The following is a 13211-nucleotide window of genomic DNA, read 5'->3' as shown; positions in this document are numbered from 1 at the left end:
GGATCAGGAGGGGAAAGAGACATGACTGGACTGACGCTGAAGGATATCCGCAAATCCTACGGTTCCGTGGACGTTCTCCACGGCATCGACCTCGATATCAAGCAAGGCGAGTTCATCGTCTTCGTCGGTCCGTCCGGCTGCGGCAAGTCCACGCTACTGCGCATGATCGCCGGTCTCGAGGCAATCACCGGCGGCGAGATGTATATTGACGGCCATCTCGTCAACGACGTGCCGCCCTCCAAGCGCGGCATCGCCATGGTCTTCCAGTCCTATGCGCTCTATCCGCATATGACCGTCTTCGATAACATGGCTTTCGGCATGAAGATCGCCGGCGAAAGCAAGCAGGAAATCGATCGCCGCGTCAAAGCGGCGGCCGAGAGCCTGCAGCTGACCCAATATCTCGGTCGCCTGCCCAAGGCGCTGTCCGGCGGCCAGCGCCAGCGCGTGGCGATCGGCCGCGCCATCTGCCGCGATCCGAAGGTCTTCCTGTTCGACGAGCCGCTCTCCAACCTCGATGCGGCACTTCGCGTCGCTACCCGCATCGAGATCGCCCGCCTGAACGAACAGATGGCCGATACGACGATGATCTACGTGACCCACGACCAGGTCGAGGCGATGACGCTTGCAGACCGCATTGTCGTTCTCTCCGCCGGCAATATCGAGCAGGTCGGCGCGCCGCTGGATCTCTACGAGCGCCCGGCCAACCTCTTCGTTGCCAAATTCATCGGTTCGCCGGCCATGAACATCATCCCGGCAACGGTTGCCGCGACCGGAAACCAGACGACCGTGACGCTGACCGGAGGCATGTCGGTGACGCTAGATGTGCCGACCGGCGCCTCCGAAGCCGGCAAGCAGGCAAGCTTCGGCGTTCGCCCGGAAGATCTGCGGATCGCCGACGGCGCCGACTATCTTTTCGAGGGTGAGGTGTCGATCGTCGAAGCGCTCGGCGAAGTCACGCTGCTCTATATCGAAGGCCTGGTTCCGGGCGAGCCGATCGTCGTCAAGCTGCCCGGCATATACGATGTGAAGAAGGGCCAGAGGATGCGCTTTGCCGCCGACAGGCAGAAGTTGCATCTGTTTGACGCAACCGGCCACACCTACCGGAAATGAGGTAGCTATTTTTGGGGTAATGATCCCCAGAATTATCTGCGGGCGGCCGAATTCTCACTTTCTGTTAAAGATCGGCTGCTACCTTTTCCCCATCGATTTATGAGGGGGAAAAGCACATGGCCGCTTCCAATCCGTCACAGCCAAAGTCTCATTTCCTGAGCAAGGAAGAGTCCTTCATGTATGACCGCGAGCAGCGGTTCAAGATGGAGGACACGATGAATGCCGCGCGCATCGAGTATACGGAAAAGGGCGTCATGCACGCGGCTTCGCGCCGCTGCGATATCGTCCGTATTTCGATGAGCAGCGCGACGCTGGCGATCCTCACCCAGTTCAACCTGCCGAAGCAGTTCTATCTGGATATTCCGGATGCCCGCATCACCAAGGTCGGCTGCCTGCTGATGAAGGTCAACGCCAACAATACGATCGAAGTCCGCTTCCTGCGCCTGCTGACGCAGAAGGAACTGAACAAGATCTTCGTCTACAGCACCCATCCGGCGCACCGCGACTATGTGCTCGATATCCGCGCCTGACGAATAAGACGGAACATCAAAAACCCGCGGGTGCTTCGCGCGCTCGCGGGTTTTTGTTTGTCTGGAGCTAACAAGCTTCAGTGATGGAAGAGCACGCTGGCACCTTGATCCGACGCGCCGACGGCGCGGCGGAAGGGGGCGAACAGTTCGCGGCCCATGCCGAATTCATTGTCGGAGAGATCGACGGTTACCGGCTCGCGCTCGGCCAGATCGGCCGCATCGACGAGCAGCTCCAGCGTGCCCTTGATCGCATCGAGGCGGATGATGTCGCCGTCGCGGATACGGGCGATCGGGCCGCCGTCGACAGCTTCCGGCGTCACATGGATCGCCGCCGGCACCTTGCCTGAGGCGCCGGACATGCGCCCGTCGGTCAACAGCGCCACGTGGAAGCCGCGATCCTGCAGCACGCCGAGCGGCGGCGTCAGCTTGTGCAGTTCCGGCATGCCGTTCGCCTTCGGGCCCTGGAAGCGCACGACGGCGATGAAATCGCGGTTGAGCTTGCCTTCCTTGAAGGCGTCCTGCAGCTCCTGCTGGCTGTGGAAGATGATCGCCGGCGCCTCGATGATGTGGCGCTCCGGCTTGACGGCGGAGATCTTGATGACTGCCTTGCCGAGATTGCCGCGCAGCATCTTCAACCCGCCGTTCGCCTGGAACGGCGTTTCGATGCTGGAGAGCACCTTCGGATCGTGGCTCTTTTCCGGCGACGGCTGGCGCAGGACGCCGCCGTTTTCGCCGAGCCGGGCATCGACCGTATAGGCTTCGAGACCCTGGCCGAAGACGGTGCGCACGTCGTCATGCACCAGGCCGTGCTTCAGCAGTTCCTTGATGAGGAAGCCCATGCCGCCGGCCGCCTGGAAATGGTTCACGTCGGCCAGCCCGTTCGGATAGACGCGGGCGAGCAGTGGCACCACTTCCGAAAGCTCGGCAATATCCTGCCAGGTAAGCTGGATGCCGGCTGCCCGTGCCATGGCGACGAGGTGCAGCGTGTGGTTGGTCGAGCCGCCTGTCGCATGCAGGCCGACGACGCCGTTGACGACCGAACGCTCGTCGATCATCTCGCCCGCCGGCGTGAATTCGTTGCCGAGCGCGGTGATCGCCAAGGCTCGCTTGGCGGCTTCGCGCGTCAGCGCTTCGCGCAGCGGCGTGCCGGGATTGATGAAGGAGGAGCCGGGCAAATGAAAGCCCATGATCTCCATCAGCATCTGGTTGGAATTGGCTGTGCCGTAGAAGGTGCAGGTGCCGGGGCCGTGATAGGATTTCGATTCCGCCTCCAAGAGCTCGGCGCGCCCGACCTTGCCCTCGGCAAAGAGCTGGCGCACGCGCGACTTCTCGTCGTTCGGCAGACCTGTCGTCATCGGACCGGCCGGAACGAAGATCGAAGGCAGGTGCCCGAAGGACAATGCAGCAATGACGAGGCCCGGCACGATCTTGTCGCAGACGCCGAGGAAGAGGGCGGCATCGAACATATTGTGCGACAGGCCGACGCCCGCCGACATGGCGATCAGGTCGCGCGAAAACAGCGAAAGCTCCATGCCCGGCTGTCCCTGGGTGACGCCGTCGCACATGGCCGGCACGCCGCCTGCCACCTGCGCCACGCCGCCTGCTTGTGCGGCCGCTTCGCGGATGATCGCCGGATAGGTCTCGAACGGCTGATGGGCCGAGAGCATGTCGTTATAGGCGGTGATGATGCCGAGATTGGGGATGCGGTCACCGGCGAGCGCATCCTTGTCGGCGGGGGAACAGACTGCGAAGCCGTGGGCAAGGTTGGCGCAGCCGAGCACCGAGCGCGCCACACCCTTGGATGCTGCGGCGCGCAGGCGTTCCAGGTAGCGCTCTCGGGTTGGTTTCGAGCGTTCGACAATGCGATCGGTGATCGCAGATATGCGTGCGTGAGCGGACATGGAAAATCCCTGCCTTGTTCGTTGTCTTATCTGTTTCGGCGGCTCTGGCCTGATATTCGATCCGGATTGACGGCCGATCAGGGAGCCCAGTAGATCTCGACCGGGGAAGTGGCCCGGCGCAGAATGGCGCGGATCGGCATATCTGCCTCTTCACCGCTGCCTTCCGCCTTGGCGAGAACGTCTTTTTTGCCTTCGCCCTCGATATGGAGAACCAGGAGTGCGGCATCCTGAAGACTGGAGAAGGTGAAGGTCAGGCGCGGCTCGCCGGCCCCTTCCGCTTCCATGGTAATGATGCCGCGCGGCGTCGATGCATCGAGCGCGGTCGCAAGATTGCTGCCGCCCGGAAAGAACGAGGCCGTGTGGCCGTCGCCGCCCATGCCGAGGATGACGACGTCGAACGGAATGCCGATTTCGGCGCTCTTTTCGGTCGCCAGCCGGGCGGCCTCCTCGACGGTAGCCGCGGGCTGGTAAAGCGGCACGAAACGCGCGGACTTCGCCTTGTTCTGCAAGAGATTGGCATCGACCAGCATATGGTTCGAGCGCGGATTGTCGGCCGGCACGAAACGTTCGTCGACAAGCGTGATCGTCACCTTGTCCCAGGCGATGTCGCGGGTTGACAGCGCCTGGAAGAAGGCTTTCGGCGTCGAGCCGCCGGATACGGCGATGGACGCCGTTCCGCGGGCTGATATTGCCGCCGAAAGCCTGTCGGCGACCTTGTCGGCGAGGCTGCCGGCGAGATCTGCGGGGCTGGCGAAGGAATGCAGGGTCGATGCCATCGGTTTCGTCCTAGATATCGTCATGCCAGGTGCGGCCGTCACGCTCGATCAGCGCGATGGCCTGGCTCGGGCCCCAGGTGCCGGCGGTATAACCCTGCACCTGCTGGCCGGTGGTTTCCCAGCCTTTCAGGATCGGGTCCACCCATTTCCATGCGGCTTCGACTTCGTCGCGGCGCATGAACAGCGTCTGGTTGGAGCGGATCACGTCCATCAGCAGACGCTCGTAGGCGTCGGGATTGCGGACGTTGAAGGCCTGGGCGAAGCTCATGTCGAGCGAGACGTTGCGCAGGCGCATGCCGCCCGGGCCCGGATCCTTGATCATCAGCGACTGCTTGACGCCCTCATCCGGTTGCAGCCGGATGATCAGCTGGTTGGCAACGATGCGTCCGGCCGCCTGGTCGAAGATCGCATGCGGGATCGGCTTGAAGGTGATGACGATCTCGGACATGCGTCCGGTCAGGCGCTTGCCGGTTCTGATGTAGAAGGGAACGCCCGCCCAGCGCCAGTTGTTGATCTCCGCCTTGATGGCGACGAAGGTCTCGGTGTTGGAGACGCCGCCTTCGAGTTCTTCGAGATAGCCCTTGACCGGGCCGCTGCCGGACGCGCCGGCGCGATACTGGCCGCGGACCGTCGCCTGCTCGACATTGGAGGCATTGAGCGGCTTCAGTGCGCGCAGCACCTTCAGCTTCTCGTCGCGGACGGCTTCCGAATCCATCGACGAGGGCACTTCCATCGCCGTCAGGCAGAGCAGCTGCAGGATGTGGTTCTGCACCATGTCGCGCAAGGCGCCGGCCGTATCATAATAGCCGGCACGACCTTCCAGGCCGACCGCTTCGGCCACGGTGATCTGCACGTGATCGATATAGTTGGCGTTCCACAGCGGCTCATAGAGCGCATTGGCAAAACGCAGCGCCATCAGGTTCTGCACCGTCTCCTTGCCGAGATAGTGGTCGATGCGGAAAATCTGTTCTTCCTTGAAGGCGCGGCCGATCGTATCGTTGAGCTGCAGCGCCGAGGCAAGGTCGCGGCCGATCGGCTTTTCGACGACGATGCGGGTCGACTTGGTGATCAGCTTGTGGTCGTGGATTTTCTGCGAAATGTCGCCGAAGATGCCGGGCGCGACGGCGAGGTAGAAGGCGCGCACACGCTCCTTGCCCTCGTCGAGCAGCTTCTTCAACTGATCCCAGCCGGTATCCGTGCGGGCGTCGACCGAGACGTAGTAGAGACGGGCGCAGAACTTCTCCACCTCAGCTTCGTCATACTCGCCCTTCTTCAGGTGCTCGTTCAACGCATCCTTGGCGAATTTGCGGTATTCCTCATGCGAAAGCGGGCTCCGCGAAGCGCCGATCACCCGGGTCGGTTCGGAGAACTGGCCCTCGATCTGGCGGTGATAGAGCGCCGGCAGAAGCTTGCGTTCGGCAAGGTCGCCGCTGCCGCCGAAGACGACGTAATCAAAAGGCTCGACGGGAATGATCTGGCTGCTCATGAGCTTGTCTCTCAATCAGGCTGGTTGGCGGCCCTTTTAATCTAATCGATTTAAAAAAGCCAGTGTGCAGTGCAATGAATCTGTCAGGCACCGGTTTTAGAGCGAATTCCCGGAAGAGGAAATCCGCAATCTGACTAAAATTTGTCGCGAAGCGCAAACCACGACAAGGCGAGGAAAAGCAGCGGCGCCCGCACCCGGGCACCGCCGGGAAAGGCCGGAATATCGAGCGATGCGAACAGGTCGAGATCGCCGGATTTTCCCAGCACCGTTTCCGCGTAGAGCTTGCCACAGTAGTTTGACAGCATGACGCCATGGCCGGAATAACCGCCGATCGAGATGACGCCGGGCATGACCTCGCGCACGAAGGGCTGGCGCGGCATGGTGATGCCGACGCTGCCGCCCCAGGCATGGGTGATGTCGATATCCTTGAGGGCGGGATAGATCTCGGCGATCTGCCGGCGGATGTGCTGCGAAATATCCTTCGGATTGTCCGACGTATAGGCCTCGCGCCCGCCAAACAGCAACCGGCCGTCGCCGAATTTGCGGAAATAGCGCACGACAAAACGCGAATCGGCCACCGCCTCGCCGCCCGGCAGCACTTCGGGATGCCGGTCGAGCGGAGCGGTGGCGCCGATGAAGGAGCGGATCGGCATGACATGGCTTGCCGTCACCGGTTCGAGGTTGCCGATATGGCCGTTGCAGGCAATCAGCGCACGGCTGGCGATGATCGTCCCCCTGTCGGTTTCGATCGTCACCTTGCCGCCGCTTTGGCGGATCGTTTTTGCTTTTGTCATCTCGAAGATCGCAGCACCGGCATTGGCGGCGACCCGCGCCAGCCCGATCAGCAGCTTCAGTGGATGGATATGGCCGGTGCCGACGTCGCGCACGCCGCAATAAAAACGCTTCGAGCCGAGCCGCTCCTGCGTTTCCTTCTCGTCCATGAAGCTGATGTGCGGATAGCCGTAGCGCAGTGCGGCGATCTCGGCATTCTCACGAAAGTCGCGTTCGTAGCTTGCCTTGTGCGCGACGTTGAGCTGGCCGGGCGCATAGTCGATCTCGATCTCGTGCTCGCGGGCGAAATCTATGAGATGGCGCTTGGCCGCCTCGGCGAGATCAAACAGCGCCTTCGAGCGTTGGTAGCCAATCTTCTGCTCGAGCTCTTCCGGCCACCATCGCTGGCCGGTACCGAGTTGGCCGCCATTGCGCCCGGACGCCCCGTCACCGAAGCGGCAGGCCTCGATCAGCACCACCGAGACGCCTGACTTGGCGAGATGATAGGCGGCCTGCAGGCCGGTATAGCCGCCGCCGATGATGGCGACGTCTGATGTTCTCGAGCCGTCGAGGGCCGGATATGTCGGCCGCTCCCCGACGGTTGCCTGATACCAGGACAGGCCCGGCGAGATCGGGCTCTGCCACGTCTCCTGCGATGCCATGACGCTGCCTCACACGTTGAGCAGAAGGAATTCCCGCTCCCAGGGGCTGATCACCTGCATGAAGGTCTCGAACTCGCCGCGCTTGACGCCGGCGTAGAGGCCGATGAACTGCTTGCCGAAAATCTCCTCGAAAGCCGGCTCGTCTTCCATCAGCGCCACGGCTTCCAACAGGCCGCGCGGCAGATCGATCGAGCCCTCATTGGCCGAATCTTCGGTCGGCGCCGTCGGTTCGATCTGCTTCATGATGCCGAGCAGGCCGGAGGCGAGCGAGGCGGCAAGCGCCAGATACGGATTGGCGTCCGAGCTCGGCAGCCGGTTTTCGACGCGCCTGGCCTGCGGATCGGAAACCGGAACGCGGAAGGCGGTCGTGCGGTTGTCGTAACCCCAGGCATTGTTGACCGGGCAGGACATATCCGGCTGCAGGCGCCGGTAGGAATTCACATAGGGCGCCAGCATCGCCATCGCGCTCGGCACGAATTTCTGCATGCCGCCGATGAAATGGAAGAATTCCTTCGACGCCGATCCGTCCGCATTGGAGAAGACGTTCTTGCCGGTCTCGATATTGACCACCGACTGATGGATGTGCATCGCCGAACCCGGCTGAGCCTGCATCGGCTTGGCCATGAAGGTTGCATAAATATCGTGTTTCAGCGCCGCCTCGCGGATCGTGCGCTTGAACAGGAACACCTGGTCGGCAAGCTCGATCGGATTGCCGTGGCGCAGGTTGATCTCCAGCTGCGCCGGTCCCTCTTCATGGATCAGCGTGTCGATCTCCAAACCCTGTTTTTCCGAGAAATGGTAGATGTCGTCGATCAGCTCGTCGAATTCGTTGATGCCGGCAATCGAATAACCCTGGCCGCCGAGGATCGAACGGCCGGACCGACCCTTGGGCGGATGCAGCGGATAATCGGGGTCGTCATTCTTGGCGACCAGGTAGAATTCGATCTCGGGCGCCACGATCGGCTTCCAGCCGCGGTCGTGATAGAGGCTCATGATCCGCTTCAAGACGTTGCGCGGCGTATAGGGCACTTCGCCGCCGTCCGAATCGACGATGTCGCAGATCACCTGCGCCGTCGGGTCGGTCTCCCAGGGCACGACCGACAGCGTCGAAAGATCGGGCATCAGCTTCAGGTCGCTGTCACGCGGCTCGTAGCGGAAGCTCTCGGTCTCATCCGGGTACTCGCCCGAAATCGTGTGCCGGTAGATCGCCGAAGGCAGCGCAAGCGAGGTGTTCGAGGTGAATTTCGAGCTCGGCATCATCTTGCCGCGCGGAACGCCAGCAAGGTCCGGCGTGATGCATTCGATGTCTTCGATGCCCCTATCCCTGAGCCACCGCGCTGCTTCCTTCCAGTTCGCAACGCCGCGCAGGGATCCGGGGTCCGGAGGGGTCTGCTTCGAGGCGGGTACGTTTCTGGCAGGCTTCAGCGTCGTCTTTTTTGGGGACATGACACACCGGTTTGGTTGATCGTGGCGCCATCATAACCAGACTTTGCCAATTGGCGAGGGGTTGAGAACGTTGACTTTCGCCCTTCGATGGAAAAAGAAGACGCGGATCTATCGGGGAAACGGGTTTGCAGCGCAAAAGCGACGTCATCGTCATCGGCGCCGGGGCGGCGGGCATGATGGCGGCCATCCGGGCCGGAAATCGCGGCCGCTCGGTCGTGGTCCTCGACCATGCCAAGGCGCCCGGCGAGAAGATCCGCATCTCAGGCGGCGGCCGCTGCAATTTCACCAATATCCATGCCGGGCCGAAGAATTTCCTCTCCGCCAACCCGCATTTCTGCAAGTCCGCTCTTGCCCGTTTCACCCCCGCCGATTTCATCGCCATGGTCGACCGGCACGGCATTGCCTGGCATGAAAAGACGCTCGGCCAGCTGTTCTGCGACGACAGCGCCAAAGACGTCATTCGCATGCTGCTGACTGAGATGCGCGGCGCCGGCGCCCAGCTGTATCTCGGCACCGAGGTATCAGGCGTCGAGAAGGTGGAGGCGGGTTTTCGCGTCTCCACAGGCGAGGGCGCCTTTGAAGCATCGTCGCTGATCATTGCCACCGGCGGCAAGTCGATCCCGAAGATGGGCGCCACCGGCTTTGCCTATCGCCTCGCCGAGCAGTTCGGCCTGCCTGTGCTTGAAACCCGCCCCGGCCTCGTGCCGCTGACGCTCGATCCCGGCCTGCTCGAGGCCGTCGCCCCGCTCGCCGGCATTTCGGCGCCAGCCGAAATCCGCCATGGCAGGACCGCTTTCCGCGAAGCGCTGCTGTTCACCCATCGGGGCTTGAGCGGCCCCGCCATTCTGCAGATTTCCTCCTACTGGCGCGAAGGCGACGAGATTGTTCTGTCGATCGAACCGGATATCGACATTGCGGCACATCTGAAGGCGGCAAAGGAGCGAAATGGCCGCCAGTCGCCGCAGACCGCACTCGGCGACATCTTGCCGAAGCGGCTGGCCCAATTTCTCGTCGAGCGCGAAAAGATCGCCGGCAATATGGCCGACCTGGCCGACAGGGTGCTGCTGCGCCTTGCCGCGGCCGCCCAGACCTTCGCGGTCAAACCGTCCGGCTCGGAAGGCTACCGCACCGCCGAAGTGACGCTCGGCGGCATCGATACGGCAGCGCTCGATTCCCGCAGCATGGAGGCCAAGGCCGTGCCCGGGCTTTATTTCATCGGCGAATGCGTCGACGTCACTGGCTGGCTCGGCGGCTATAATTTCCAATGGGCCTGGGCCTCCGGTTTTGCCGCCGGCGAATACGCGTAAGAATACCGATTCAAGACTTCTTAATAGAGGTGCGCCATCCTGTCTCAATTGGCGGTTTGCAAGATCGTTCCTAGATAATGCTTTACCGGCAAGCTGTTTTGTTGGATTGTTGTGTCAGAAGAAGTGAGGTTTCGAGCATGACCAGAAACGCACGACGCGCCCGCGCCATCGCAATTGCCGAGGCAAAGCCCAACGCTCGCATGGTCGCCCTGCGTTATCTGATGCTTGCCGCCGGCGCCACCGCCGCCAGCCTGGCGCTGCTGCTCTCGCACGTCCTCTGATCCTGTCTTCGGGCCTGCAATGACGGTCGCGGCGCAATGTGCCGCCCCGTGGCGCCACGGCTTACAAAATTGCAACTATTTCACCGCCTTGGCTTAATCCGCCGCAACCGCTTATCCGAAAATTAATATCTAATCTGACACAATTGCCCGCGATTATTTGGGCATCTCCAAGTTGTTTGGACATGAACTGGCAATGACTGCCGCCTGGCTTCCGGGTTCCCCAATGTAAATCTAAATAGCAGCTCGATGTGCACCCGGCTGGCGCCAAATGGCCGCCGGCGGGAGGAGTGGTGTATGAAAGGCCCGGAACGCCATGTTGATTGACAAGATTCTTTCCCGCTTCAGGATCAAGACCAAGGTCCTGATCTTCGTTCTGCCTTTCGTCGTCACCATTTCGGCGGTCGGCCTGACGGGTCTTTACGCCTCGGGACTGCTGCAGGGCCGCATGGAAATATCCAACAGCGTCCTGCAGTCGCTGAGCGGCTTCAAGGATCTTTACGGTTCGATGGACGATTTCCTGCGCGTCACCAGCCCGCAGGCACGCGACAAGCTGACTGCCGAGCTGAAGACGCAGCAGGGCGTGCTCGATGCGACGTTGAACCAGGTCGGCGACGAGGCCGCCGGCCGCGACAGCCTGGCCGAAGCGTCGCGCCGCACCAAGGATATATCCGGTGTCGTTGACAAGCTCTGGGCGCTGCACGAGCAGGAACAGGCACTGCATGAGCAGATCGACGCGGCGCAGAAGAGCCTGATCAGCACCCGCTTCACGGTCTCCTACCAGGCCGAGGAATTGCAGACCGCGCTGCAGAACGACGAGGGTGCCGCCACCATCACGCTGCGCACGGCCGACCGCCTGCTGAAGGGCGGCGACTTCCTCGGCACCGTCGCCAGCGGCTACAGCAAGCCGCAGACGCCGCAGGACAAGATCGCCTACATCAACGAACAGATGCCTGCGATCATCAAGGCCCAGCGGCAGATCGCCATTTCGGTTCCGACCAACCAGAAGAACGTCATCGACGCGCTGACCGCAACCATCGACAGCATCAAGGCGATCGCGGCGATGCCCGCTCCGACCGACGAGGACGTCGCCGAACTCGGCCGTCTCGTCTCGCGTTTCCGCCAGACCTCGACCTATACGCAGCTGACGGCAACGCAGAAGATGCGCGAGGCGACACAGCGCTTCGCCGAACTCGAAGGCCGCATCGCCCAGACCAATTCCGTGCTTCAGGATACGCGTCGCCTCGAAAATTCCGTCTATGCGCTGCAGATCGTCCTTTCCGATTTCCTCGCCAACTCCAGCAAGGATAATCTCGTGCGTCTGCAGCAGCAGGCCGGCACCCTTGGCAAGGACATGCAGGTGCTGGCCACCAGTGCCAAGGGCATGGGCTTTGCCGAGGGCATCTCCGGTGCGATCCAGCCGGCGCTCGACGCCATCTCCGGCGGCGGCTCGAAGATCGTCGATACGATCGGCGAGCGCGTCACGGCCTATGCCGCTGCCCGCCAGGAGCTCGACCAGATCTGGACGAAGCTCACCGATTTCGCCGAATTGCAGAAACAGACGGCCGGCACCGAGCGCACCCAGGCAAACAGCATCTCCGTCATGACCACAGGTCTCGGCATCCTCCTGTCGATCCTCGGCGGTTTTGCCCTGGTCCTGACGCTGCAGCGGCCGATCAGCCATATCACCGCCGCCATGCGCCGCATCGCCGAAGGGGCGCTGGATACCAGCATCTCCGGCGAGCAGCGCTACGATGAAATCGGCGACATGGCCCGCGCACTCGGCATCTTCAAGGAAAATGCCATCTCGAAGATCCGCATCGAGGAGCAGAGCGACGAGGAGCGCGCCGCCGCCGAACACGAGCGCCAGCGCAACGATGCCGAAAAGCGCGAAATGGATCGCCAGATCGAATTCGCGGTCAACGAACTCGCCGCCGGCCTCGAACGCATGTCGCAGGGCGATATCTCGACGACGATCGAGACACCCTTCATCGGCCGTCTCGAACAGCTGCGCCAGGACTTTAACGGTTCGATGATGCGCCTGCAGGCGACGATGAGCCAGATCCGCGACAATGTCGAGCTGATCCAGGGCAACGGCAACCAGATGGCCCAGTCGGCCGAGGATCTGTCGAAGCGCACCGAACAGCAGGCCGCCTCCCTCGAAGAGACCGCGGCCGCCGTCGACGAGATCACCGTCACCGTCCGTTCGTCGGCCGAACGCGCCAAGGATGCCGACCAGATCGTCCGCCAGGCCAAACGCAGCGCCGACGATTCCGCCGTGGTCGTCAGCAATGCGATCGATGCAATGGGCCGCATCGAGGAAGCCGCGCGCCAGATCGAGCAGATCATCGGCGTCATCGACGAGATCGCCTTCCAGACCAACCTTCTGGCGCTCAACGCCGGTATCGAGGCGGCGCGCGCCGGTGAAGCCGGCAAGGGCTTTGCGGTCGTCGCCATGGAAGTCCGCGAACTGGCCCAGCGCTCCGCAGCCGCCGCACAGGAGATCAAGGGCCTGATCAACAAGTCGACCAACGAGGTCAGCTCCGGTTCGCAATTCGTCCAGGAGACCGGCACGGTGCTCGCCAAGATCAGCGCCCAGATCGTCACGATCAGTCAGCATGTCGAGATGATCGCCCGCGCCAGCCACGACCAGTCCAATGCGCTGCAGAGCGTCAACGCCACCGTCAACCAGATGGACCAGATGACGCAGCAGAACGCCGCCATGGTGGAGGAGACGACCGCTGCCAGCCGCGAACTGGCCGACGAGGCCGATTCTCTGCGCAGGCTCATCCAGCAGTTCAAGATCGACGGCGAGGCGGCCGCGCCGGTCTACCGCGCCGCCTGATCGTCGCCCGATCTGACTTGTTCGAACGGCCCCGGCTTTTTTCCGGGGCCGTTTCTGTGTTTCAGAATGGCGCTGCCTGCAGCCCAGATTTACGGAAAA

Annotated in this window: 9 protein-coding genes and 1 pseudogene; 5 read left to right on the top strand and 5 right to left on the bottom strand. The window is 62.3% G+C overall.

The window, feature by feature from the left end; genetic code table 11:
- Positions 1 to 21 precede the first annotated feature (21 nt).
- Positions 22 to 1110, top strand: coding sequence for an ABC transporter ATP-binding protein (locus tag FFM81_RS17430; protein ID WP_025415353.1), 1089 nt, complete (start codon positions 22 to 24; stop codon positions 1108 to 1110).
- Between the two features lie 116 nt (positions 1111 to 1226).
- Positions 1227 to 1640 (top strand): hypothetical protein, encoded by a 414-nt coding sequence (locus FFM81_RS17425; protein WP_003570259.1) that lies wholly within the window; start codon positions 1227 to 1229, stop codon positions 1638 to 1640.
- A gap of 77 nt (positions 1641 to 1717) precedes the next feature.
- Here FFM81_RS17425 and edd read toward each other — a convergent pair whose 3' ends face one another.
- The 5 genes from edd to FFM81_RS17400 form a co-directional block, all read right to left on the bottom strand.
- Complete coding sequence (gene edd / locus FFM81_RS17420) at positions 1718 to 3541, bottom strand: phosphogluconate dehydratase (RefSeq protein ID WP_003570257.1); 1824 nt, start codon at positions 3539 to 3541, stop codon at positions 1718 to 1720.
- A 77-nt stretch (positions 3542 to 3618) separates the two neighbouring features.
- Positions 3619 to 4317, bottom strand: coding sequence for a 6-phosphogluconolactonase (pgl, locus tag FFM81_RS17415; RefSeq protein WP_003570255.1), 699 nt, complete (start codon positions 4315 to 4317; stop codon positions 3619 to 3621).
- A gap of 10 nt (positions 4318 to 4327) precedes the next feature.
- Positions 4328 to 5803, bottom strand: coding sequence for a glucose-6-phosphate dehydrogenase (zwf, locus tag FFM81_RS17410; protein WP_003570253.1), 1476 nt, complete (start codon positions 5801 to 5803; stop codon positions 4328 to 4330).
- Positions 5804 to 5937: 134 nt separating this feature from the next.
- Positions 5938 to 7236: an NAD(P)/FAD-dependent oxidoreductase gene (locus FFM81_RS17405; RefSeq protein WP_138385027.1), complete on the bottom strand. Its 1299-nt coding sequence runs from the start codon at positions 7234 to 7236 to the stop codon at positions 5938 to 5940.
- 9 nt (positions 7237 to 7245) lie between these two features.
- Complete coding sequence (locus FFM81_RS17400) at positions 7246 to 8682, bottom strand: glutamine synthetase family protein (RefSeq protein ID WP_025415355.1); 1437 nt, start codon at positions 8680 to 8682, stop codon at positions 7246 to 7248.
- An 87-nt stretch (positions 8683 to 8769) separates the two neighbouring features.
- Here FFM81_RS17400 and FFM81_RS17395 point away from each other — a divergent pair.
- From FFM81_RS17395 to FFM81_RS17385, 3 genes and pseudogenes are all read left to right on the top strand, one after another.
- Positions 8770 to 9989 (top strand): annotated as a pseudogene (locus FFM81_RS17395) (BaiN/RdsA family NAD(P)/FAD-dependent oxidoreductase).
- 137 nt (positions 9990 to 10126) lie between these two features.
- On the top strand, positions 10127 to 10270 hold the full coding sequence (locus FFM81_RS17390; RefSeq protein ID WP_003570248.1) for a hypothetical protein: 144 nt from the start codon (positions 10127 to 10129) through the stop codon (positions 10268 to 10270).
- 313 nt (positions 10271 to 10583) lie between these two features.
- On the top strand, positions 10584 to 13112 hold the full coding sequence (locus FFM81_RS17385; protein WP_138385029.1) for a methyl-accepting chemotaxis protein: 2529 nt from the start codon (positions 10584 to 10586) through the stop codon (positions 13110 to 13112).
- The last annotated feature ends 99 nt before the right edge of the window (positions 13113 to 13211 follow it).

Source organism: Rhizobium hidalgonense (assembly GCF_005862185.2).
GTDB lineage: Bacteria > Pseudomonadota > Alphaproteobacteria > Rhizobiales > Rhizobiaceae > Rhizobium > Rhizobium hidalgonense.
The sequence above is the reverse complement of the archived record's forward strand: the minus strand, read 5'-3'. Positions and strand labels throughout refer to the sequence as shown.